Genomic DNA, 24,093 nt, shown 5'->3' on the forward strand with positions numbered 1-24,093 from the left:
CAGATCCCTGAGATTTAAAGTCTTTAATTAGGCACGATCTCATCTATTATTACGAATCTGTAGATAAGTGTTAAATATAAGTTTTACATAAGAGGGGTGTCCATAGGCAGACCATTCCTCATGCTAACGGCAATATCCGGATTTTCCGTTTTCTTTCCCATAAGAAGGGGCTGATAGGTGTGATTTTTTAACGGCTCCGGAAAATTGAGGTAAGGTCCGGTTACAGGGGTGCAGGCAGACAAATTTTTCTGGTCAGACACTTTATTTGTCGGGCATCCCTCCCGGTTTTCTTTACTCTTTTTCTGAATAAACTTCCCTGGATTGAGCTTTAAATGGGAAAGTATAAACTTAAATCTGCTTTCAGCAAATGCCTGACTGATCTAAATTGAAAACCGGATCTTAAAAAAGAATAAATTCAAATAATAGCGAGAAATAAAGGTTAATGAACCATATGGACTTAACAGCGCAGGAAATTAATTTATTAGCTGTATCTGCGTTTCTCTTTACAGTCCTGGCTCTTTTTTTGCACTTTTATAATATCAGGCTGCTCTCGCACTCCCTCAAGCTCTGCAACTGGATCTGCGGGCTGGCTATCAGTTCTGACAGCCCCTGGGTCAAAATGTTTGTGCTCCATCTTGTATTTTTTATCCGGCTTCTTATGTACCTTTCAATTGTTTCCCTGGAACAGGTGGATAAGCTGACGACACGAAGCTTTTTCAGGCATTATATCTCCGGCAGCAGGGTTATCCTTCTGGAGTATATTTCTGCTTTCATGCACTCCTCTAAAGAGGTTGAAAAATGTATTTGCAGCCTGAGCTCTCAGCAAGTAAACAGAAAAGAGCAGCAGGTTAGGAAATAGCCTCTCAATGTTTTATATTATTTTGAAATCTTTTTCATGGCATTACAGAATAAGCCTTATCTCTTCCTGCTTATGTGGTGAAGTAGATGGCAATATTCTAATCTTTATGAAATTTTTACGTAAAATTGTCCAATAATAGTAAAAACTCTCCGGGAAGTTCCTGGTCAGACTGAGGAAATTCAAGACGCATCTCATAATTTTGCCTTTTTTTAAAAATACTCGCGTTGTATATTTTATATAGCAGAAGATTATATTTTGTCCTGATTACTTATGGACTGCAGGCCTTTCACCTATGGGAATTTCAGTCAGTGAATTCCTTGATTTTTGCAGGCAGGAAGCGTGTGGCAATGAACATAACATTAATTGGCATGGCAGGAGCGGGGAAAAGTACTATCGGAAGGGCACTTGCAAAGCACCTGGATTATACTTTTATTGATGTCGATGGCCTGATTACGCAGAGGACTGGATTGCCTCTTCAAGCCCTGATTGACAAACAGGGCGATTACGCTCTTATCAGGTTTGAAGAAGAAGCTATTCTGGGGCTTGGGCAGGTGGATAACTGTATTATCTCTCCTGGCGGAAGCGTGGTTTATTCCGAAAAAGCCATGGGACACTTAACAGATATCTCAAAGATAGTCTTTCTGGACGCCCCTTTCAGAAGCATCGTAAAAAGGATCCCTAACGCAAGAAAGAGGGGCATAGTAGGGCTCAGGGACAGAAGCCTTAAAGAACTTTTTGAAGAAAGGCTGGTTTTGTATTCTAAGTATGCTGATTTTTCAATAAAACTTAAAGGAAGGGAAAATATTAAGGGGATTATGGGGAAGATAATCCAGCTCTGTTTTGAGACGGAGGCCTGATCCAAGGATCAGCTTTTCATAGATGATGAGTTAATTCGACATCGATATTGTTTTATTTCCAACCCCTGTTTCCTTTACATATCCTCTCAAGATTTTTAGTTATAGCGGGATCAGAGCATCTACTTCAGTATCAGAGGGTTTACTTCGGGACTGGAGCAGTTTACTTAGGGGCTGAGCAGTTTACTTTATTATCTATCAGGTCTTCAATCTGAACAAAATTTCCTTGTTTACATCTTTTATGTATTAACCTGTAGAATAAAGCAGGATCAACAGGAGACATTTCATGACATCAAGTCGTTTCATTATCACGGTTATTGGCAGTGACAGGGTAGGTATTGTTGCCAGAGTCACCACGGTGATGGCCAGTTACAATGTAAATATTGTCGATATCAGCCAGACTATCATGCAGGGCATCTTTACCATGATCATGCTTGCAGAAGCCCCGAAGGAAAACTTTGACCTTGCGGCTTTCCAGCAGGCTATGGGTGTCGAAGGAAAGAGCCTTGGAGTTGAGATCAAGGTGCAGCATGAAGATGCTTTCCGTTTCATGCACAGGATCTGATCTGTGAGGACGCAGGAGAATTTTTCATGCTTATAAACCCGAAAGAAATTCTGGAAACAATTCAGATGGTCAGGATGGAACACCTGGACATAAGGACCGTCACTATGGGAATCAGCCTCCGGGACTGCAGCCACCCTGATATTGAGGTTTTCAACGAGAACATCTATGAAAAAATAACTTCCCGGGCAAAGGAGCTTGTCCGGACAACGAATGAAATCCAGAGCCTTTACGGAATTCCTATTATCAACAGGCGGATTTCCGTAACTCCCATAGCGATAGTAGCTGAAAGCTGCAAATCTCCTGACTTCGTTTCCGTTGCAAAGACAATGGATGAAGCTGCAAAGGCCGCAGGTGTGGACTTTATAGGAGGATTCAGCGCCCTTGTGCATAAAGGGGAAACCCGGGGAGACCTCAAACTGATAAATTCCATTCCTGAAGCTCTTGCCTCTACTGAAAAGGTCTGCTCGTCCGTAAACGTTGCAACCACAAAAGCAGGCATTAACATGGATGCAGTCGGCTTGATGGGAAATATAATCAAAAAGACTGCGGAATTAACTGCTGACAGAGACGGGATAGGCTGTGCCAAACTGGTGGTTTTTGCAAATGCCCCTGAAGACAACCCCTTTATGGCAGGAGCTTTTCACGGAATAGGTGAACCAGAATGTGTTATCAATGTGGGTGTAAGTGGGCCGGGCGTGGTTAACGCAGCCGTTCGCGAACTTGAAAACCCTAACCTTACTGAAATTTCCGAGACGATCAAAAAGACAGCCTTCAAAATCACACGCATGGGGGAAATGGTAGGAAGGGAAGTTTCTAGAAAGCTTGGTGTGGAATTCGGGATTCTCGACCTCTCGCTTGCTCCAACTCCGGAAATCGGGGATAGTGTTGCCGCGATTCTGGAAGCCATGGGGCTTGAGCGCTGTGGGGTCCACGGAACGACTGCTGCCCTCGCACTTCTTAACGATGCCGTAAAAAAAGGCGGAGCAATGGCTTCTTCTTCAGTAGGAGGCCTCAGCGGGGCATTCATTCCGGTCAGTGAGGACGCAGGAATGATCGAAGCGGTTAAAGTCGGGGCGCTGACTCTCGAAAAACTCGAAGCCATGACCAGCGTCTGTTCCGTTGGTCTTGACATGATAGCAGTCCCTGGCGATACCCCTGCTACTACCCTTTCCGCAATCATTGCTGATGAGATGGCAATTGGGGTAATAAACAAAAAGACAACTGCAGTCAGGGTTATTCCCGCACCCGGAAAAAGAGTGGGAGATTCCGTGGAATTCGGTGGGCTGCTCGGAAGTGCACCTATTATGGCAGTAAGCAATTTCAGTTCGGAGACTTTCGTAAAGCGGGGAGGAAGAATTCCGGCTCCTATCCAGTCACTGACAAATTAAGGCTGTTTCCGGAAACTTTTTCCGGAATTATTTTTTGGGATTATTTTTTGGGATTATTTTTACTTTCATTGTTTTTTACTTTCATTGTTTTTTACTTTCATTGTTTTTTACTTTCATTGTTTTTTACTTTCATTGTTTTTTCCGCTTTTTTACTTCGTATTCATCCACAGTGCTCTCATCATTTCCCTGATTTCTTCTATTTTCCTTATACTGGCTTCGTCGTTAATTATATCAAATTCGTTAAAAGATTCAAGGGCAACCTTTGCCGCAATTGAGGCATCATTCAGGTATCTGTTCCCAGCACTGCTCATAATTGTCTGGAGTGCGGATGCAGCCTGGAAAACGGCATTTTCCATATCTTCTTCTTCAGCGCTTTTTCCTATCTCCTCAATAGAAGTTGCGATACTTCCTGCCGCACTTTGAAGGTTTTCTTCCATGGCTGCTGCAGCCATCTCTTCTAACATAAGTTCTGCTCCTATTGCAGCTTCTTCAAGGGTTTTCTGAGCAGCCAGTTTTCCGGTTTCTCCAAGGCAGGTGATACATATAGCGGCATTTTCTGAATAATCAGGGAATTTCATCCTGGCAACCGCTTTTCCAATTTCCCCAAGGCCGATTGTAACAGCAATGGTTTCTCTTTCCCTGTTGAGGAGAGCCGCCGTGTTCCCGCTTTCCCCCAGCACCGATGCTGCAAGTTTGGCTACCATCTCAAGTTGCTGTTCGGCAGCGATTTTCCCTATAGCCCCAAAAGAGAGCAGGACCCTGACAGTTGTGCCTTCCATATTCTGCTTCATTGAGATCTGGAGCATCTTCTCCAGGGATCTTATAGCATTGACTGCTGCGTTTTCCATACCCTGAAGGGCAGCAGCCTTTCCTATTTCTTTTATGGAAGATACCGTCTTCTCAGCTTCCAGTTCCTTTCTTTCGCTAAGGTAACCTTTACCTATCTCTGTCAGGGAGGTAAGAGCCTGGCTGACTCCTTCATCAAACTCCTCATCGATGGAATCCAGCCCTTTATGCATTGCTTGATCATTTTCTCTTGAAAGCACAGCTTTGAAGCTCCTTTTCATCAGTTATGCCTTTATTAGTATAATACTCCTGTTTCTCTTTTTATGAGTACTTCTAAGACGTCCGTTACTGCTTTAATATGTTATTTTTTTGATCTTTCTATTTTATTTGTTTTTAATCTATAGCTCCGCCAGAAAAATGGTATATATAGTAAAGTGTCAGAAAAACGAGAATTGCAAGAAGAGTTTTTAAGTCTATTCTTTTTAAAAAATCCCTTATTTTATCAATCCCCCCTATCCTCTGTTTTTTCCCCTAATTTACATTATATTTATGTTTTCCCTGGTTCAAATATTTTCAGGTAATAAGATGAATTTTCAAGTATATGATGCAATCCTCTACAGCATTTATAGAACAAAGCGTAAAATCCCTGAATCTTTTAACTCAGAGGTAACAGAAAATTAAGAGTAAGAATAAAACATGCCAAAAAACGAGTAAGGGTGCGATTAAAATCGAATTAAATATGAATTAAATATGAATTAAATAAAATATAAATTAAATCGAATTAAATCTACATTAAATATTGCCTGGAAAATACTCTGTCTCCAGTCTTGTTTTCACAGAACTTAGAATATCAGGCAGAACGATGTAATTTTAATAATAAATTAAAATATTTCTTAAGTCCAGATACGGCACTTATACATAATACAATCATATCCATTAGATCTCATAATGCAATTTCAGAGAGTCTCTTGCATTGCATTGCTTTTATTTTTTCTTTTCAGGCTATGGCTCCGTTGGAATAATGGTATATATAGTAAAGGACGGCAAAGACTAATAATGCAAGAATTGCTTTAAAATCCATAGCTTTACACTCCTTTTTCTACAATTTTTTCTCAGACTATGGCGCCGGATGAATAGTGGTAGATGTAGTAAAGAGTGCAGAATGCAAGTATTGCAAGAATTGCTTTAAAATCCATAACTGTTATCCTCCTTTTAAAAACTATCAAGAAAAATCCTTTTTGTATGTAAAAATAGTACTGAAATGCAGGTATATAAAAATGCCGTTTTTTACCGCTTTTGAAGCCCATTTCTGTTTTTTCAGTCGAGTTAGGTTTTTGTTTTTTATCCGGCTGTCTATTTTGGTTTTTAAGGCTTCAGAACCTTGAAATAGTCAATCTAAAGGTTGTTTAGAATTAATAAACAGGGGAAGATCCTTTATTCTTTTGCAGAAGTAACCTTATATATTTTCCAGATAAATTATAATTGGGGGATCAAAATCGGGAGGTGTTTTTCAAATATGCTTTCGACTTCTGTTTTTCTCCCGGAGTCCGATAAAAGGATGCATTTTTTATCCGGGCTTATGTCAACTACGGGAAGGATAAGTTTCTCATTTACTTTACGGTTTTACTGATGACTCTAATACAGCCAGAAGGAATATCGGCAGAAGACATACAGGCAGAAGGCGATTAATCTGAACACCGAAAATGAAAAAGCAGCTCTGCAGTCCAGGTGCTCTCCGGTAAAAAAAGTATCTTTCAGGTGCGAGCTCATAAGCTTTGGAGAGGTTTTTCGCCTTTCCAGGCTTCTTGCCCGGAAAATCAAAGCTTCAGGTTATCAGCCCGACCTGATCGTTGCCATAGGGAGGGGAGGCTATGTGCCTGGAAGGCTGGTTTGCGATTTTTTGCTTTTCAATGACCTGACTTCTATGAAGGTCGAGCACTACATGAGGGGTGCGGATATGCAGGCAGAAGCGAGGATAAAGTTTCCCATCTCTGTGGACATCAGCGGGAAAAAAGTGCTCATCGTTGACGACGTCACCGATACCGGAGAGACCCTGAACCTTTCGGTTGACTACGTGCAGAGCCTGAGACCTGCTGAAATCAGAACTGCAGTCCTCCAGCACAAGACCTGTTCTTCCTTCACCCCGGATTTCTATGGCCAGAAGGTTCTCAGGTGGCGCTGGATAATCTACCCCTGGGCCCGCTATGAGGATCTGGCAGGGTTTGCGGAAAAGATTCTCGGGGACAGGACTCTTGATATCTCCCGGCTCACTGCTGAGTTTAAAGACAGGTACGAGATTGAGATTGGGGAAAAAGAGCTTCTTGAAATTCTGTCCGACCTGGCTGAGAGAAAAGAGGTTGAGAGGGTTGAAACGGATAATCTGGTCGGATGGCGGATCCGGAGGAAGTATATGTAATTAATTTCGTCTAACTGTAATTAATTTCATCCGATTTTCTGGTTTAGTGACACTGATTTTGCAGCCTTTTTGCAGCCTTTTTGCAGCCTGATCAGAGTAATTAAAAATAAAAAAGGAAGGAAAATACGGCGACAAAGAAATGTCTAAATTTCTTATGCACCCTCACATTACTGTTTTTGTGATCAGTTCCATTTTCCCCTGCGGGAAAACCCTGGAAACCCTGACCTTCCAGTTGTTATTATCTGAATTTTCGTTTTCAGCCTGGATCAGATTAAAGCACTGCGTGGTTTTGCCTCTGGTCTTGGAGGAACAGAAGGTACCTGCGTTTACAACGAGCATGTTGTTCAGGTTCCAGACATGAGGAATGTGGCAGTGCCCGCAAAGTACAAGGTTTACTTTGCAGCGGTTCAGGAGATCAAGGACATCGCCTGCATCGACAAGGACGCTGTTTTCTCTGCCCGAAAGAGGGATCGGGACAAGGTGGTGGTGCAGGGCAAAGATCTTGAAATTCTGCCCGGAAAAGGCTTCTTTGATCCAGCCGTAGTTTTCTCTACCCAGGTGTCCTTCGTCAATGTCCGGCTGGGAGGAGTCAACCCCTACAACGGTTACGCCCCCGAGATTCCGGTTTGAGAACCTATTTTCAAAAAGGTCCTCAAAGTGAATATATCCTGCATTTTTGGAGTCGTGGTTTCCAGGAACAAGGACCTTGTCTTTACACGCGATCCTGTCAATAAACTTTTTTACTCCATCGTATTCGGCTGAAAACCCATTTTCTGTCAGGTCGCCGGTAATTACCACAATGTCCGGGTCCAGTTGATTTATGCTCTGCAGCATGGATTCTGCAATTTCCGGGACAAAATACGCTTCTGAAAAATGAAGATCTGATAGATGTACAATCTGTATAATTTTTTACTCCTTCTTTTCTCTGAAATTTTATAATATTATAATACTAGTTGTATTCAGAACCCTGGAGTTCAGTAACATTATATATAGGTATCTATGAAAAATACATATTTTTGTAAATCTAATTATAATTCGTTATAATTAAGAGGCTTTATAATTCGACCCCATTTAAACTGTATTAATATTTAGTTAATTTTCATTCATGTACAATATGCACAAAAATAAATATATAAATACAGTAATCTCTTCAGTTATTTCAGCCTCTTTTTCGATGCAATCCGGGCGCGCGCCAGATTCGGGCTCTCAACAGAGGTTTTTATTTCAGTTGAATACCCCGCTAGCTTGCTGTGGGGTGCGCCAGCACAACGTTGATTTTTTTAAAAAAGATCCCTGTTTTTGGGTTTTGAACTTATAATGAAATTGAATTCCGTTTTTCAAGTTTTGGAGTTTATAAAAAAATATTCTACAAAATATTTACTACAAATATTTACTACAAATATTTACTACAAATATTTACTACAAATATTTACTACAAAAGATGCGTGTTCAATCGATCTTCCAGCGTACCTTTCCAACAGTTCAGAATCTCATTTCCAGAGTGCCGATATGTGATGATTTATTAACCGCCACTCCATATCAGCCTTTGATTCTTGCTGAGCTCGTTTAAGGAACTCTCTTCTCTATTCAGACCTCTGCAATTACCTCTCCTGCCATCCAGGGGTGTATTTTGCAGATATACTCATATGTTCCTTCCTCTTCAAATGTGTAAGTAAATGTCTCTCCCTTTTGAAGGTACTCGGATTTAATACCCGAACCTACCACATCATGGAGAACAGTATCGTTGTTAGTCCACCTGACAGTCTGTCCAACTTTCACAGTAAGGTTCTGGGGTATGTATTTGTAGCCCCGGATCTCTACATCAACAATATTAGAATTAATTTCTGTAACAGTTTCTTCGTTTCCTGCTGCTCCTTCGTTATCCACCCTGTCTACAGGTGTGGAAGGTGCAGGCTCTTCCGAAACTCCGTTGTCAGCACAACCCGCAACAAAAAGCACACCTAAAATCATCATAAATATTATTATTTCCTTTCTCACGCTCTTTTCCCTTCTAAATCTCAGTTTTTACACTTCTATTTCGCTTCTACTCTTTTACTCTTTATTTCTTTATCCAATCGTTAGTCCTCTTGAGCGAAGCGAAAAGGACCGCGTACTGTTGCGATTACATCGCAACTCCCAGGAAATCTCCGATTTCCTGCGATCCCGATGCGCAATTCGGGCGGTGCAACAAATACATTAATAATGAGTTATGACTATTCACCTACGTTTCAGCTTCATTCTTATATTTACGTTTAATTTATTCCCTAATCAAGGTGAATTTATGTCTTTAGCAAATCTCAGAACACATTATACAGCCGATGTCAAGCCCGAAAATGTTGATAACGGTCAGAAAATAACCCTCGCAGGCTGGGTCCATGAGGTCAGAGACCTCGGAGGGATCTGTTTCGTTGTTCTCAGGGACAGGGAAGGAAAGGCTCAGGTCACACTCGTAAAGAAAAAAATTGACAAAGAACTCTTCGATGCAGCAAGAAGGCTCGTTCGCGAGTCCGTAATTTCCGTAACCGGCTCTGTCAAGTTTGAAGAAAAAGCTCCGAACGGTTATGAAATGCTCCCTGACGAGATCAATGTCCTGAACGGTGCAGCTTCCCCTCTTCCTATGGACACAACCGGAAAGGTAGAAGCCGAACTTGACACGAGGCTTGACTCCCGCTTTATAGACCTTAGAAGAGCCGAGACAACTGCGGTTTTTAAGATCAGGCATGAGTCTCTCCAGGCAATCAGGGAATATTTCGTAAAGAATAACTTTATTGAAACAGCAACCCCCAAGGTCGTTGCCACCGCAACCGAAGGTGGAACTGCCCTTTTCCCGATCACCTATTTTGATAGGGAAGCCTTCCTCAACCAGAGCCCCCAGCTCTTCAAGCAGATCCTCATGAGTGGCGGATTTGACAGGGTCTTTGAAATCGGCCCCATCTTCAGGGCAGAAGAGCATGATACGCGCAGGCACTTAAACGAAGCCACTTCCATAGATGTCGAAGTCAGCTTTGCCGACCACTTCGATGTAATGGAAATTCTGGAAAACCTGGTTGCTTACGTCTATGCCCGTGTAATTGAGAACTGCAAAGTCTCCCTTGAAGCACTCGGGGTTGAGCTTAAGGTCCCGAAGACTCCTTTCCTGAAGCTTACATATGACGAGGTAATCGAGATCATAAACAGCCGTTCTGAAGAGAAAATGCACTGGGGAGATGACCTTGGAACTCTCGGGGAACACACAGTCGGAGATTATGTCTACGAAACTACAGGCGAATCCCACTACTTCATTATCGACTGGCCCACGGAGATCAAACCTTTCTATGCCATGCCTTATGAGGACAGGCCTGAATTCAGCAAGTCCTTTGACATGATGCACCGTACAATGGAGCTTTCCTCAGGAGCTCAGCGGATTCATATTCCTGACCTGCTCAAGAGCCGGATCGAATCACAGGGCTTAAACCCTGACGGTTTTGAGTTTTACCTTAAAGCTTTCGAATACGGAATGCCTCCGCATGCCGGATGGGGAATGGGCTGTGAACGTTTTGTCATGACCATGCTTGGAACTGGCAATATCAGGGATACAGTACTCTTCCCGAGGGACAGGAGAAGACTTTCTCCCTGAAACCCTCCAATTTTTTCTTTTAAGCTTGAAAGGACTTCCTGTTTTTGAAAAATAGTTGTTAACTTTTTTAAATCTTAAAGGCGGAACATAAAATGACGGAAAGAAATACTTCTACTGATTCTCCCGAAAAACGGGCAGCTGGGATTGCTGCAGCCAGGCTTGTCAGCCCCGGAATGGTTGTTGGACTGGGTACAGGTTCAACAGTTGCATACACCATAAAGGAACTTGGACGCCTTGTGCGGGAGGAAGGGCTCGATATTCTGGGGGTTGTCACCTCTTACCAATCCGAGATGCTCGCGATAGATGCCGGAATCAGGCTGACCACCCTTTCCCAGCACCCTGAACTGGACCTTGCCATTGACGGAGCTGACCAGATCGACTCCGAACTCCGTGCCATTAAAGGAGGAGGGGCAGCTCATACAAGGGAAAAGATCGTTTCTGTTTCTGCAAAACGGTTTGTGGTTGTAGCTGATGAGTCGAAAACGAGCACGCAGCTTGATAAAACCGTGCCTGTGGAAGTCCTGCCTTTTGCAAAAGAACTTGCCGTAAAGAAAATCCTGGAACTGGGTGGAAAACCACAACTCAGGTCTGCTGTAAAAAAAGACGGGCCCGTAATAACGGATAACGGGAACTTTGTCCTTGATGCAGAATTTGGTGTTATAAAAGACCCGGAAGCTCTTGCTCTTCAACTATCTGCAATTCCAGGAGTGGTTGAACACGGGATTTTTTGCAATGTGGATGAGCTTTACATAGGAAATAAAGACGGGTCTGTGAAGATTATAACACAGCAAAAATAAGCCGGATAACTCGGTAGAAATAAGCCGGATAACTCGGTAGAAATAAACAGAATCACAAATAAATTCCCTGGAAAAGAGCATAAAAACCGATATTTCACATAAAAGAATGAATATATTAAAATATTCTTTTAAGTGATAGAAGTTAAAGGCAGAAGTGCTTCCTGCAAACATTTTCCTTCAAGTCCCTGTTGCAAGCAGGACAGGGTACTGCCTTTTTCATCACAGCATAACAGGAAGCGGAAACAGCGTTTATTTTGAAAAATCACAGGTCTTACCGGAATATTTTTATAGAAGTATTATCAGTAATTTCCTGATAAAATTACTATCTGCAAGTCAAACAAATTGCGCAAAACAGGGTTCTCGGGTTCGATACCTGAGATAAAGCAACCGCAAGCCAGAAAACAACTTCAAATTATCAATTATTTATCCTTCAATTCATACTATGTATTTTCAGGAGGTTTTGTTCATATGGACAAAGGTGGCCAGCAAATCTTCATAATAGATCCGAGAAAAGAACAAACAAAGGGAAAAGATGTACTCAGCATGAATATTGCAGCTGCAAAAGCAGTAGCAACCATAGTTAAGAGTACGCTTGGACCCCGAGGCATGGATAAGATGCTTGTGAACCCTCTGGGGGATATCACCATCACAAATGACGGTGCTACTATCTTACACGATATGTCCATTGAGCATCCGACAGCTAAGATGCTTGTGGAAGTTGCTCAGTCACTGGAAAGTTCTGCAGGTGACGGGACCACAAGCGCTGTTGTGTTCACAGGTGCCCTGCTGGAAAAAGCAGAAGGCATTATTGAAAGGGGAATCCACCCGTCAGTTGTTGTCAAAGGATACAAACTTGCAGCAGAGAAAGCTGTTGAGATTTTAGAGAACCTGGCAGTTACTGCAGGCGAGGAAGACAGAGAGTTGCTTATAAAAACTGCCAGAACCTCCATCACTGGCAAAGCTTCCGAAAAATACAACCGCTTGATTGCAGAACTCTGCGTGGATGCAGTTCTTGCCATTCATGAGGACGGAAAAGCTGACCTTAAAAACATTATACTTTCAAAAGATATCGGTGGGCTTGTTGAGAAGACTGAATTTGTGGAGGGAGTTGTGATCGACAAGGTTGCACTCGATAAAAACTTCTCGCTCAGGATTGTAAATCCCAATATCGCGCTCATTGATGCTCCTATGGAGACCGAAAAGACCGCAAACAAGGCAAAGCTTCAGATCAGCAACGTAAGTGATATTGAGAATTTCGTAAAGCAAGAGGATGCAGCCCTTTTAGAGATGGCGGATTACATAATCCGGGCAGGCGCAAATGCTGTCTTCTGCTCCAAGGGCATGGATGACAAGGTCGCAGCCTACCTCCAGAGCAGGGGAATCTACGCAACTCGCAGGGTGAAAAACGACGATATGCAGCACCTCGCTGACGCTACGGGAGGCAGACCTGTAAGGAACATCAAAGAACTTACAGAAAAAGAACTCGGGCACGCAGGGCTCCTTGAGCAGGACAGAGACGGCGATCAGGGTAAAACCTACCTCAGGGACTGCAAGGGTGCAAAATCAGTCTCAATCGTTCTTCGCGGCGGGACCGAGCATGTGGTGGACAACCTGGAACGTGCAATTGATGATGCCCTTAAAGTTGTGAAATGTGTGGTTGAAGACGGCAAGGTCGTTGCCGGAGGTGGAGCTTCGGAAATGGAAGTTGCACTCTTACTCCGTTCTTATGCTTCCAGCATAGGTGGACGTGAACAGACGGCAATCACAGCTTTTGCTGAAGCTCTTGAAGAGATTCCAAGGACAATTGCAAGAAACGCAGGCCTGGATACCATCGACACCATCCTGAACCTCCGCGCAAAGCATGCAGAAAACAAAAACGCCGGTTTAAACATCCTGACCGGTGCTGCTGAAGATATGCTTGAAAAAGGTGTTGTTGACCCTCTCAGGGTAAAGGTTAACTCCATCAAAGCAGGCTCCGAAACTGCTGCAATGGTACTTCGTGTGGACAGTATGCTCCGCGCCCAGAGTTCCTCAATGCAGGACGTCAGACCCGAGCATATGGCAAGTACCTACGACGGCATGTCAGCACCTGCACTTAATATGCGCAGGTAAAACCTGACCCTTTCAGTTTAACAATTGAAAAGGAAGTAACTTAGTTTATTACAGGAAAAGTTGCAGATTCTTTTCTGCAACTCTCTTTTTTGGAAGAAGTGTCATCACTTCAGGTTTATTTTCTTCTTTTTGGATTTTTAGATTATCTGTTTTACTTTCCTCTTTTAAGATTATCTGTTTTTATCTTCGATCTTATGATTTCTCTATTATTTTCTACCATTAAACTATCATTAAACTACCTCAATTATATATGTAAGTAAATTTTATATTTGAATTGAAAATAATTTAGAGGATTTAAAGTCCAGCTTTTGGCTAACCAGAAAACTCAATTTACAGGATACTTTTCAAGCTGCATGTTTCTGGTCTCCGGGAAATGGAGGGCAAATCACTGGACTCTCAAACTGACCCTTAGTCAACTGACCCTTAGTCAACTGAGTCCAAAAAATTGGCTCCTGAACGGACTTTTGGGAAAAAGAGTTTGAACTGGCTGGTTAAGCTTCATTTTTCACTTAACAGGTTCTGAGACCTTAAGCTCCTTTAAAATTATAAAATAACCCCCGAAGAGTATAAGATAACCCCCCTAAGAGGTAGTGGAAGGTGTACTGCAATAACTGCGGATTAAAAATAGATCCGGAAGACTTTTTTTGTTCAGGTTGCGGAAAGAGAATTAAAAACAAACCTGATATAGAGAGTTCTGAACCTGAGATGAAGGATTTCGAGTCCGAAACCTCTACTTCCCGAAAACTCAATTTTACTAAAACAGTATTCTTCTCTTTTAATAACCATAAAATACCCATCCACAGGTGTATTTTTAAAGGGATCTGGATTGTGGCTTTAATTTGTATTTTAGGAACCTTATTGACTGCATATTCAACTTTTGCCCTTGGCTCTAATGAATATCCTGGTGCAAACAGTCCTATATCACAGGACCGGATACAGACTGATAAAAATATCCGGTTATGCGAGCAAATAGCAACCGAGTACTCCAATAGCCACACATATTCAAAAGATGATGTTTATGACTGCGACAACATGGCCCAGGACGTCTGGAACATGTTAAAGGCAAAAGGCATTAACTCAAGAATAGCAGTCGGAAATTTTGAATCTGCAGGCGATAGTATAATTGCAAATGGGAAAACTGTCCATAAAAGCCCTGATTCCGGGAACCTTGGTGAGATTGAAGTTCCTGGCCGTACATATAATGTGTCGAACTCGAGCACCATTGACGGCTTCAATCATGCATGGGTTCTGGCTGAAGTTTCTCCGGGTTCATGGTTAGCCGTAGAATGTACTGGTGGGTATATTGTTTATAGTGATGAAAACGAAATGTACTACCAGGGACTGACCTTCAGTAACCCGGGGAACTATAGAGATTTCCTTTCCCTATACAGGGACTGGAAAATAAAGGCTCTTGACTATGAGAACGAAAGATCCTATTATAACGAACTTATAAAGACGTACAATAACGCAAGCCAGTCCGAACAGATTGCCATGAAAAGCGGGATTGACGTCGCTCAACGCACACTTCATGAAAAAGAGCAGGCGTTCCTTAAAACAGACTCGGAACTGAATGCCTTACTGCGGTACGGATAAATATTCATTTTTTTATATAATCACTCTTTTCAATATCTTATTACTCCAATATATTACTATTTCAATATATTACTATTTTAATATAGTACCATTTTAATATATTACTATTTCAATATATTACTATTTCAATATATTACTATTTCAATATATTACTATTTCAATATATTACTATTTCAATATGCACTTCCCGTGCTTTAAGACTCCCTTTTCAGGAGGGAAGTCTCCTTTCTTATCTATATCTCAGCAGGCAAGCTCTCAGATTTCCCCATAAAAGCGCCGGTAATCCTCGATAGCTTTTCTTGCCTGTTCAGGAAATTCTTTTCTCAGGTATTCAACGAACTCATCCCTTGACTCAGTTTCTTTGAGGACTTCAAGCATACTGGCAACAAACTCCCTTGACCCGGGGTTTCCTTTCTGGACCTCAAAAGAGAGGCATAGGGCTTCTTTTGGGAAATACTTCCTTCGAATCCAGGGAGAAACCGAGCCCAATAATGCCCCTGCTTTCAGGACGCTGTAGGCAGGTACTCCGGTCCTTTCCAGCCTGTCCCTGCCTGCAAGTTTTTCAAGGTTTTCTCTGGAATAGGAATGGAGCTCAATATAAATTTCAGGGTTCAGGTCTTCAATGGCTTCGAGTATACTTAGCCCCATAACCTGATAGTAAGCCGGGTCCAGAGTTGAAGTATATTCTCCCTTTTTGACAAGAGGGATCAACGCAAGGGTGCCTTTTTCAGGAGGCTCTATTTTCATCAGGATTTCCGTTGTGTCCCTCCATTCATCTCCATGCAGCCCTGCAGCAAAGAGGCGAACAGGTTTTCCATGCCCATAGACCCTTAGTCCGGTCTCGTTAGCGTACTTGTCCGTACAGTTGTGCTTATTCGGAGAGAAGCCTGCTTTTTCATCAGCTTTCATCCGTTTGAATTCCTCTGGACTCTTTTTCTTCAGGCAGAAGTTTTCTTGCAACCACGTAAACCTCCTGCTTTTCGGAATTGATGACCTGCTGGATTTCAAGCCCCAGGTTCTCAATCCTGCTCAGGACTGGCCTCGGATTTTTCTTCTTTCCGGTTTTTATTACCTGGAGCAGCCTTCCCCCTTCTTTCAGGAGAGGGAGCACTCTGGCAAGAGCTTTGATTGAGTTTTCAGGCTCAAGAGTCATGTCTGAGAGAATAACATCCACAGGCTCCTCAGAGAGCTCTTTAAGAGGTATGGTGAAAACATCCCCGAATATTACCTCAACGTTTTCCCGCTCATATGCAATTTTTCCAAGCTCGCTTCTGAAATCCCGGCTGAACTCTATGCCTTTTATATGGTCTACAATCTCTGACGCAAAAAGGAGAAAACCGCCTGCACTCGATCCCAGGTCAAGAACTCTGTCCTCGGGTTTAAGGACCCCGCTTTCTTCCTGAATAAACCGGAGTTTGAAGTAGCCCTGCGGCTGGTCCAGGCCTTCGGCAACTTCTATTACATCATCAATTGAGACATCCCTGGAAACTTTTGTTACCACAGTGCCGTTAACTTTAACGTTTCCTTCATGAATGGCAGTCTTGGCTCGTCCCCTTGACTTGAAATGTCCCATATCTACAAGGTATGAATCCAGTCTCATGGGGGATTGTATCGGCAGAGCCTGTATATATAAGTAGCAAGTAAAAACAGGTAGTAAGTAAGAAAAGCAGGAAAACACTCAATAAAGTACAGTGCAAAAGACCGTTTCCCGGAAGGATAGATAGCCAAAGGTATACAGTTTTCCTTTTTAGGACTTACGCGGTTGAACTGATAGATCAATAACATTAAACTTTTTATTGTCTAAAACTGTGAACCAGTAACAAAATCGAATGTGCTTGATTTTGTACCTCAAGTGCATAAAACTCTATATGATATATTTTTCCAAAATTAAGGTACACATTGACATTGTACAATATTAATTTATCCTAATCATAGAATCAAGTTTCGTTCTAAGGCAGCCTGCTGGCAGTGTGCTGATTTTCTGTAAAATCACAAAAATCAAGAAGTTATTATTTAGATAATCCTATTTAGATAATCCTATTTAGATAATCCTATATAGAAAGAACGAATGATGCACAGTGACAAAAAAATTGGCTTTAAGTTTACAGTATTATTACTGATCTTGGTTAAAAATTAAATATAATTCGTCTGAATCAAAATTTCTTGGTAAATTATCAAGATCAATTAAACTAAATGGGATACCCAATGTTAGTCAAAAACATGAATCGGAATTTTAAAACCAGTTTATTAAAAGTTTAATCCTCTAAAATTTTTTACAAGTTCCTTCAAATCTTCTTTAAATCTTCTTTAATTTAAGCATAGAATTATGAATTTTTTTCAAGTTAACCGAAAGGTGGTGAGCCCATAATCGAGCAAAATTTTTATGATAACATCAATGTGTTGGAACATATTGAGAAAGATGGGGTCAAGATTGAGATCCTCCAGTATAAAACTCTGCGAGGGCTTAGAGACGTTTGCTTTGCAGAAAACCTGTACCATATTGAGAAAGCAGGAATGAGTCTCAAGCAAGTAAAAATCACCCTTAGAAACAGTGCGGTAACTACCGAATCGGGAGCTCTTTACTTTCATAAAGGGAATATTTGTGCAGAATGCAAGATAGGAGGGGTTGGAGGCCTTGCAAAGAAATTGATTAAGAATTCACTGACTGAGGAATCTGCCTTCACTCCTACCTATTCAGGTACTGGAGAGATTTTCCTTGAGCCAAGTTTCGGCCATTTCATATTGAAGGAACTGGATAATGATTCAATTATTGTAGATAAGGGAATGTTCTACTGCTGTGAAAGTGGGGTCAGTGTAGAAGTCTCATCCCAGAAGAACCTATCATCGGGGCTCTTTGGGGGAGAAGGTTGGTTCCAGACCAAACTCAGTGGGAAAGGCTTATGTGTACTTGAAATCCCAGTGCCTATGGATGAGGTTCTGAAATATGAGCTTAATAACGAAAGATTGCAAGTCGATGGAAATTTCGTATTCCTAAGATCATCCTCTATCAAATTTACTGTTGAGAGATCTGCAAAGAAATTGGTTGGAAATCTTACCAGTGGAGAAAGATCCCTTCATACCTATGAAGGCACTGGACAGGTCTGGATGGCTCCCACGCAGTCCGTGTATAAAACACTTGCACAGTGTAACTATTCGCCTACTGCAAACCGTATTGGAGACAGTGATGAAAGCTGATTTTAATTTTAATTATCTTGCAAGTACAGTATCATGAAAAAATTAAGACATTTCGAAAACTGAAGAGAACTTGAAGAAACTTAAAGACGAATTCATCAAAAACACTAGCAACTTAACAAACTGACAAAATAGATTAACGAGCTAAAAAAGAATCATTGTATTCGGTTAAGGAATCTGTTGATATCAAAATGACTACTGCAATCGTCAATTTATCTCGAATTATATTTATAAGTTTACAAAATAACTATGAAAAGAACACATTTCTGATAGATTGTATTTTTACCGAATACAAATGATTCCAATCAAAAAGTTTGTCATATATCATTATTGTTGATTTTTTCAGGTACTAAGAACGACTTGACTGAAAAAGGTGGTTACAACTGAGAAATCTACAGAGAAGAGTAAAAGTCAAAAATTAATCTCCTTTCAGTCCCGTCTTATTGTTTAAAATTACGCAATTTTAGTCATAGATTAGATCTCCTCCTACGCTTCCGCATCAGAAACTCTACAATTACGCCTCCAACTACTGTAACAAAAATCCCGTCACAGATTCCTATACCCCTTTTTGTATCTTCAGGCTCAGTCGGTGGGGTCACAATCCCAACCTTCTGAGCTTCCTGATACTCATCCAGCAATTCTTTATACTCAACCAGCAGTTCCTTATATTCAGCCGACTGATCTTCCCCCTCAATCGAGCGGACTGCATTTTTAGTCTGCAGTCCATACCCAACCGACTGCTTCTCCTCATATTTATCCAGACGTTCCTCATATTCAGCTAGCTGTTCCTTATACTCAGCCAGTTGTTTGTCCTCAATCGACCGAACCTCCATATCAACTGGCTGGTTTTCCTCCTCAGCTGGTTGTTCTTGAATTAAACCAGCCATGGTTTTTACAGGAGTGTTTTCTTCAGAACCCGCCTCTCCTACGTAATGATTTACCAGACTGGCTTCAACTCCAAGCATGGAGATCTCTTTCCCTAACTCATTGAAGTATATACTACCGTATCCTTTTGCTGAGTTTGGATCTACATAATACAAACTGAGTATCTGATTACCATTTTTATCTACCCATGTATCACAGTTCCATGTCGGCTGTTTATCTTTCACGGCATTAAACACTGTGATAATATAATTCTCAGATACTGGTATGCCAGCAATAAAATATGTTATTTCTTCTTTTGTAGGAAGATCTTTGTTTTCAGTTTCAGCCGGCTGCTCCGTCTTCTTAATTGGCTGGGTTTCCTCCTCAACTGGCTGGTTTTCCTCTTCAACTGGCTGGGCTTCCTCCTCAGCCGGTTGTTCTTCAGAACCCGCCTCTCCTACGTAATGATTTACCAGACTGGCTTCAACTCCAAGCATAGAGATCTCTTTCCCTAACTCATTGAAGTATATACTACCGTATCCTTTTGCTGAGTCTGGATCTACATAATACAAACTGAGTATCTGATTACCATTTTTATCTACCCATGTATCACAGTTCCATGCAGGATGTTTCTCTTTCACGGCATCAAATGTTGTGATAATATAGTTAGAAGATACTGGTATACCAGAAATAAATTCAGTTATTTCTTCTTTTGTCGGGAGATCTTTGTTTTCAGTTGCTGCTACACATGATGTCAGCAGAGCGAAGATTAAGAAGACACTTTCTATTTTTAGTGTCAGTTTCATTTTAACCCCAATTTCCAATCTGTCGTAAATAATTTGTATAATCTAAATGATGGCATCACAACGAAGTACAAAAACATACACATACCAGCTATGAAGAAAATGGTCAACGTTTAGGTTCTGTTGCAAAAATAATATTTCCTCAGTTTGATACTATAATTATTACCTTTGTGTATCATTCTCTCCGTGGTGAGATGATCAACTTTCCTAATTGTGAAGATTTTCACTGATTTTATAACAAAGCCAGATTTTTTGCAATGGAACCGATTTAGATATATGCATATGTCGCTGAAGAAGAACTTTGTGCAGTAGCTACCTTATAATTAATAGAGAAATAATTAAAATTAAAATAAAGGTCGTTGTAGCTAAATAAGTTGGATATGGTTTTCCTGATGTTTACATTTATACTTCACCCTTTGTATGTAATATTCCTCTTTTTAAAAATGAATTGGGTGGAGATATATTTTGTAAAGTGCTTTTAAATTTTTTCTTTTTAGTTTTTATATTTATAAAACTCGTTAAATTATGACTCTGTTCCAAAATCTAGTAATTTTTGCATTTTTTGATTGAAATCTTGAATTTCCAAGACGAATTCAGGATTCAATCAAACTCAATATTCGAGATCTTCCGGCATCAATCAATAGGTCATGTTCAAAGGATTGTGACCATTTTCAAAATCTAGTGATTTTTAATTTTGAGTTCATCACTAGATTCTGGCATTGTGTCTAAATTATGATGATTTGAAAGATAAAGACGAATATCTTCAAGCCAGAAAGTATTTCTCAATAAGCTGTAATAAGGCTCATTTAGAGGTCGTAATTTTATTTTGATTTAGTATTCTTTTCAATCAATTTGTTTTAGTAGTCACACGAAAACTTCTAAAGAGTTAGGATTTTTAGATAAAATAGGAAATTTGATATTTCATGAAATAATTCATGAAATTATTAATAAGGCTTAATTAAAGTAAAACACGAATTTCTTTAAATTAACTTATTGAAATTCCTTTAGAGCCTTCCGAAAAGTCAAAATGGCGTCTATAATAGGGCTCTGATATTGAGTATCTATTCCAGTTTTGAATATGCCAGTTGCAAAATTGGTGATCACAGCAATTTTTGGATAGGCTCTAAATTAAACAGGTCCAGGAGCAATCTTTATTGAAAAATATAAAAAGTTTTATGATAATACTTACCCTTACTCTTTTTTGTCTTGAATTAAGTAGCCCTGCAGCTCTGGCGGCAAATATCGTGATTGATAAACAATCCGGACCAGCTGAACCCGGTCTTTTTCATACACCAAATTATGCAAACGATGCAGCCTGTGTTCAGGCGGCACTGGACTACTCAAAAAGCGAAGATACAATAACTATTTGCGAAGGGGACTATTACATCACAAAAGGAATAGTTCAAAAAGATAAAAGTCTGAACATAATCGGAGAAGGAAATGTAACTCTTCACATTCAGACTTCTGACAAAGAAATTAACGATATTTACTTCGGTGGATCACTGATCACCAGTAAAACCCTATCTTCTAACGCTAATAAGGATTCATCTCAAGTGGTTTTAACTGACGCTTCCCAGGTTCGCCAGAACGACTTGATTAAGATTTGGAAAAATGTTCAGTGGTGTCCTCTTGATTATCCTGATAATTATCCTGATCAAATGACAGGTGAAATGTATGCTGTTAAAAGTGTAAATGGAAATGTCGTCACTTTAAATCAACCACTTCTTAGAGATTACAGCTTGTCCGAGACTGTACAGGTCGAAGTATATAGACCTATTCAAGTGCATATAAAGAATATAAGACTGGAGGACACTGGTGCGACGATGTCTCACCATGGACTGGTTATGCAATATTGCAAAGACAGTTCTGTCACTAATTCCTGGTTCAATAACAGTGGGTTTGGTGCTATTTGTCTGTATTCCTGTTTTAATATGAATGTCAATAATAATGAGATTTACAATTCACTTCTCCCTGGAAGTGGATATGGTGTAAATGCAGCCAGCGGTTCGGCTTTTATCAATATCGACCATAATCACATAGAGAATTGCAGGCATGCCATAACAGGCAATTCAGCTGAACTCAAATCTTTAAATCGAGACGTTTTTATCACCGATAACATTCTGATAGGGGCAAACATCATCGGTGCTAATGTTGTTGATGCTCACGCTGATACTATTAATTTTGTCGTAACTGGAAATAAGATCTATCCGCAAATATCAGCTGATACCCTATACTATAATGAATTTGTAGATTATCGGTGGCCACTGGAGATCCCATACCATTTTGCATTTTCAGATGGTACCCAACAGTCTATTTTTTCGAACAATGAAATTTTTGGCGGATATGGAGGGATATTCAAACGCGGCGCCGTAACCGACGGAGTACACATTTACGAAAATAACACGTTCAATGGTATGTTAGGTACTATGTATGAGGGAGGAAATGGAATTGATAACACTCTTATAATTAGAAATAATACTCAAAACAGTGGGAAGTATGGAATTATTTTCCCCTTTCAGGGAAGTGTCAGGAATATATTAATAAGTGAGAACACTTTTAGCAATCTTTCGCATCAAGGGGTATATCAGAAGTTTCTAATAGACGGGTTAAATTTGGAAATATCCAATAATGCTTTTTCAAATATAAAGTTGGATGGAGTGTATATAGATGGAAATTCGTTCACAAATGGCGACGTGAAAATACAAAATAATATATTAACAGATGTGAACATATCGAATTCCTCTTCCGGAATCACAATCATAAATATCCAAAACGCTGCTATTAATGGAAACAAAATATTAGAAGCGTCCGAACAGCCTGTATCTGAGGAGCCTGTATCTTCCGAAATAGAAATATCTGACAACCGTTTGCGTGAGTCATCTCCTTATACTGTCTACCAGAGTTCGCCTTTTATTGATATCGGTGGGAGGGATAATGTCAGGTATAGAGATGTAATGTGGTTTGACTTGAGTAACTATAACAGTGACTCTCAGGTTGATAATGCGATCCTTTCTCTCTGCTGGTATTACCCCGCAGGAAATACAAGATCTGAGGACACTGTAATTGAGATTTACAGGCCGGCTTATGCCTGGAACTCAAATTATTTGAGCTGGAGTAAAAGGGATAAAGGAATTGCATGGAAAAACCTTGGAGGAGACTGGTACGATAAAAACGGTGCTCTTCAGGGCAGTACTCCATACGCCACGCTAACTTTTAAAGGTAGTGATTTTCCTGATAACAGATATTACGAGCTGGATGTAACCGATCTTGTAAAAGAGTATACTAGTGGAAAGTACGAAAATACTGGTTTTCTGATAAAAGCCCGCACAGAAAGCAACGATTATATTGCATTCTACAGCAGTGACTGCGGAAACGAAAGTCAAGTGCCAAAACTTCAACTAAATACTGTTTTTGTTCAAAACGGGAGAATTGTGAGTAGTGGCTTAAAAGAAGAGAACCTACTGCAGGCCTTTTTCTCATCAATGACGGCATATTATAAAGATGTCAAAGAAGACTTATTTGCTGATTTTTGTTAAATTTCTATTGATAAATATATGGAAATAAACAGGCAGAGAAGTTTAGATGAATAAGGGGGATTCAAAGTGAAATATCAACAATCCGATATTTTAAAAGAAAATGTTTTTATGTTTAATTCTGTAATTTTTTGGATTAATTGATGCTCCGTGTTCCAATTGTAGAATCAAATTTAATTTTAAGACACGCTCTAAGACCCTAGCTCAAAAACTGATTCAAAAAAGCCGCTCGAAATATAATAATAGGGATTTTTTGTTTGAGCCGAGAGTGGTAACAAGTATGCGAAGTGCGTAAGTTGATATAATCTTTACTGCCATTTTATACTATTTCAAAATTAATTACAGCTTTATTATTTATTGGGAATAAATAGACATATATTTAAATGACAATCTCAGTTTATTTAATGACTAAAGTGTCAATTTGAAGAGCTGGTGTACTAAAAAATGTTTAAAAAGTTCACATCCTTATTTCCTCTCTGGGCGGTTCTTTTATCCGCAGTAGCCTATGTATACCCGGAATATTTTGTCCCCTATAAAGGCTTCATTGTACCCCTTTTGAGCCTTATCATGCTCGGAATGGGAGTCACACTGTCAGTGGACAGTTTCCTTGCAGTCCTGAAAAGGCCTTATGTGGTCTTGCTGGGTACCCTGATGCAGTACCTGTCTCTTATACACATCTGACGCTGCCGACGAATAGAGAGGTGTAGATCTCGGT

The 24,093-nt window shown here is 40.4% G+C and carries 19 protein-coding genes; 12 read left to right on the forward strand and 7 right to left on the reverse strand.

All coding sequences use genetic code 11. The features are described from left to right. Positions 1 to 83 precede the first annotated feature (83 nt). Complete coding sequence (locus EO95_RS17360) at positions 84 to 260, reverse strand: hypothetical protein (protein WP_156161204.1); 177 nt, start codon at positions 258 to 260, stop codon at positions 84 to 86. A 182-nt stretch (positions 261 to 442) separates the two neighbouring features. Here EO95_RS17360 and EO95_RS01105 point away from each other — a divergent pair, with 182 nt between their 5' ends. The 4 genes from EO95_RS01105 (at position 443) to EO95_RS01120 (ending at position 3,666) form a co-directional block, all read left to right on the forward strand. Then, a complete protein-coding gene (locus tag EO95_RS01105) occupies positions 443 to 859 on the forward strand; it encodes a hypothetical protein (RefSeq protein ID WP_235282803.1) in 417 nt (138 codons plus the stop codon). Between the two features lie 308 nt (positions 860 to 1,167). Next, entirely contained in the window at positions 1,168 to 1,716 is a 549-nt protein-coding gene (locus EO95_RS01110; RefSeq protein WP_255350190.1) for a shikimate kinase, read from the forward strand. A gap of 283 nt (positions 1,717 to 1,999) precedes the next feature. Continuing rightward, positions 2,000 to 2,278 (forward strand): ACT domain-containing protein, encoded by a 279-nt coding sequence (locus EO95_RS01115; protein WP_048131427.1) that lies wholly within the window; start codon positions 2,000 to 2,002, stop codon positions 2,276 to 2,278. A gap of 26 nt (positions 2,279 to 2,304) precedes the next feature. Next, positions 2,305 to 3,666, forward strand: a complete 1,362-nt coding sequence (locus EO95_RS01120) for a PFL family protein (protein ID WP_048131428.1) — start codon at positions 2,305 to 2,307, stop codon at positions 3,664 to 3,666. Positions 3,667 to 3,815: 149 nt separating this feature from the next. Here EO95_RS01120 and EO95_RS01125 read toward each other — a convergent pair whose 3' ends face one another. Next, complete coding sequence (locus tag EO95_RS01125) at positions 3,816 to 4,733, reverse strand: hypothetical protein (RefSeq protein ID WP_235282804.1); 918 nt, start codon at positions 4,731 to 4,733, stop codon at positions 3,816 to 3,818. A 1,487-nt stretch (positions 4,734 to 6,220) separates the two neighbouring features. On the opposite strand from EO95_RS01125, the gene EO95_RS16910 reads away from it, so the two are divergent. After that, the gene (locus EO95_RS16910) at positions 6,221 to 6,868 is read left to right on the forward strand and encodes a phosphoribosyltransferase (RefSeq protein ID WP_268767879.1); all 648 of its coding nucleotides are present in this window, start codon (positions 6,221 to 6,223) and stop codon (positions 6,866 to 6,868) included. A gap of 162 nt (positions 6,869 to 7,030) precedes the next feature. Here the strand turns inward: EO95_RS16910 and EO95_RS01145 are convergent, their stop codons facing one another. Both EO95_RS01145 and EO95_RS01150 read right to left on the reverse strand, forming a co-directional pair. Continuing rightward, positions 7,031 to 7,771, reverse strand: a complete 741-nt coding sequence (locus EO95_RS01145; RefSeq protein WP_082105881.1) for a metallophosphoesterase family protein — start codon at positions 7,769 to 7,771, stop codon at positions 7,031 to 7,033. A 684-nt stretch (positions 7,772 to 8,455) separates the two neighbouring features. Next, a complete protein-coding gene (locus EO95_RS01150) occupies positions 8,456 to 8,866 on the reverse strand; it encodes a cupredoxin family copper-binding protein (RefSeq protein WP_235282805.1) in 411 nt (136 codons plus the stop codon). A 283-nt stretch (positions 8,867 to 9,149) separates the two neighbouring features. Between EO95_RS01150 and aspS the strand changes: the two genes are divergently transcribed. The 4 genes from aspS (at position 9,150) to EO95_RS01170 (ending at position 14,986) form a co-directional block, all read left to right on the forward strand. After that, complete coding sequence (gene aspS, locus EO95_RS01155; RefSeq protein ID WP_048131432.1) at positions 9,150 to 10,484, forward strand: aspartate--tRNA(Asn) ligase; 1,335 nt, start codon at positions 9,150 to 9,152, stop codon at positions 10,482 to 10,484. A 92-nt stretch (positions 10,485 to 10,576) separates the two neighbouring features. Beyond that, the gene (rpiA, locus tag EO95_RS01160) at positions 10,577 to 11,281 is read left to right on the forward strand and encodes a ribose 5-phosphate isomerase A (RefSeq protein ID WP_048131433.1); all 705 of its coding nucleotides are present in this window, start codon (positions 10,577 to 10,579) and stop codon (positions 11,279 to 11,281) included. Between the two features lie 468 nt (positions 11,282 to 11,749). Next, positions 11,750 to 13,393 carry a thermosome subunit alpha gene (thsA, locus tag EO95_RS01165; RefSeq protein ID WP_048131434.1) on the forward strand — a complete coding sequence of 548 codons (1,644 nt, stop codon included), beginning with the start codon at positions 11,750 to 11,752 and terminating at the stop codon, positions 13,391 to 13,393. Positions 13,394 to 13,990: 597 nt separating this feature from the next. Beyond that, positions 13,991 to 14,986, forward strand: coding sequence for a zinc ribbon domain-containing protein (locus EO95_RS01170; protein WP_048131435.1), 996 nt, complete (start codon positions 13,991 to 13,993; stop codon positions 14,984 to 14,986). Between the two features lie 255 nt (positions 14,987 to 15,241). Here EO95_RS01170 and EO95_RS01175 read toward each other — a convergent pair whose 3' ends face one another. Then, positions 15,242 to 15,895, reverse strand: a complete 654-nt coding sequence (locus tag EO95_RS01175; RefSeq protein ID WP_048131436.1) for a DUF2119 domain-containing protein — start codon at positions 15,893 to 15,895, stop codon at positions 15,242 to 15,244. Continuing rightward, positions 15,885 to 16,586 carry a S4 domain-containing protein gene (locus tag EO95_RS01180; RefSeq protein WP_048131437.1) on the reverse strand — a complete coding sequence of 234 codons (702 nt, stop codon included), beginning with the start codon at positions 16,584 to 16,586 and terminating at the stop codon, positions 15,885 to 15,887. The genes EO95_RS01175 and EO95_RS01180 overlap by 11 nt, the downstream gene beginning before the upstream one ends. 797 nt (positions 16,587 to 17,383) lie before the next feature. On the opposite strand from EO95_RS01180, the gene EO95_RS01185 reads away from it, so the two are divergent. Further along, positions 17,384 to 18,181, forward strand: coding sequence for an AIM24 family protein (locus tag EO95_RS01185; RefSeq protein ID WP_235282806.1), 798 nt, complete (start codon positions 17,384 to 17,386; stop codon positions 18,179 to 18,181). Between the two features lie 464 nt (positions 18,182 to 18,645). On the opposite strand, the gene EO95_RS01190 is transcribed toward EO95_RS01185, so the two are convergent. Continuing rightward, positions 18,646 to 19,848: a hypothetical protein gene (locus tag EO95_RS01190; RefSeq protein WP_048131439.1), complete on the reverse strand. Its 1,203-nt coding sequence runs from the start codon at positions 19,846 to 19,848 to the stop codon at positions 18,646 to 18,648. A gap of 1,172 nt (positions 19,849 to 21,020) precedes the next feature. Here EO95_RS01190 and EO95_RS16625 point away from each other — a divergent pair. Together EO95_RS16625 and EO95_RS01200 are read left to right on the forward strand one after the other, a co-directional pair. Continuing rightward, a complete protein-coding gene (locus tag EO95_RS16625) occupies positions 21,021 to 23,381 on the forward strand; it encodes a disaggregatase related repeat-containing protein (RefSeq protein ID WP_082105882.1) in 2,361 nt (786 codons plus the stop codon). A gap of 441 nt (positions 23,382 to 23,822) precedes the next feature. Next, positions 23,823 to 24,059 carry a hypothetical protein gene (locus EO95_RS01200; protein WP_048131440.1) on the forward strand — a complete coding sequence of 79 codons (237 nt, stop codon included), beginning with the start codon at positions 23,823 to 23,825 and terminating at the stop codon, positions 24,057 to 24,059. Positions 24,060 to 24,093 lie beyond the last annotated feature (34 nt).

It is taken from the genome of Methanosarcina sp. 1.H.T.1A.1 (assembly GCF_000979295.1).
Lineage (GTDB): Archaea > Halobacteriota > Methanosarcinia > Methanosarcinales > Methanosarcinaceae > Methanosarcina.

Bases quoted from the DNA above. Each gene is read 5' to 3' on its own strand.
- EO95_RS01105 (WP_235282803.1), top strand. From the start codon at position 443: ATGAACCATATGGACTTAACAGCGCAGGAAATTAATTTATTAGCTGTA.
- EO95_RS01115 (WP_048131427.1), top strand. From the start codon at position 2,000: ATGACATCAAGTCGTTTCATTATCACGGTTATTGGCAGTGACAGGGTA.
- EO95_RS01120 (WP_048131428.1), top strand. From the start codon at position 2,305: ATGCTTATAAACCCGAAAGAAATTCTGGAAACAATTCAGATGGTCAGG.
- EO95_RS01125 (WP_235282804.1), bottom strand. From the start codon at position 4,733: ATGAAAAGGAGCTTCAAAGCTGTGCTTTCAAGAGAAAATGATCAAGCA.
- aspS (WP_048131432.1), top strand. From the start codon at position 9,150: ATGTCTTTAGCAAATCTCAGAACACATTATACAGCCGATGTCAAGCCC.
- rpiA (WP_048131433.1), top strand. From the start codon at position 10,577: ATGACGGAAAGAAATACTTCTACTGATTCTCCCGAAAAACGGGCAGCT.
- thsA (WP_048131434.1), top strand. From the start codon at position 11,750: ATGGACAAAGGTGGCCAGCAAATCTTCATAATAGATCCGAGAAAAGAA.
- EO95_RS01175 (WP_048131436.1), bottom strand. From the start codon at position 15,895: ATGAAAGCTGATGAAAAAGCAGGCTTCTCTCCGAATAAGCACAACTGT.
- EO95_RS01180 (WP_048131437.1), bottom strand. From the start codon at position 16,586: ATGAGACTGGATTCATACCTTGTAGATATGGGACATTTCAAGTCAAGG.
- EO95_RS01190 (WP_048131439.1), bottom strand. From the start codon at position 19,848: ATGAAACTGACACTAAAAATAGAAAGTGTCTTCTTAATCTTCGCTCTG.
- EO95_RS16625 (WP_082105882.1), top strand. From the start codon at position 21,021: ATGATAATACTTACCCTTACTCTTTTTTGTCTTGAATTAAGTAGCCCT.
- EO95_RS01200 (WP_048131440.1), top strand. From the start codon at position 23,823: ATGTTTAAAAAGTTCACATCCTTATTTCCTCTCTGGGCGGTTCTTTTA.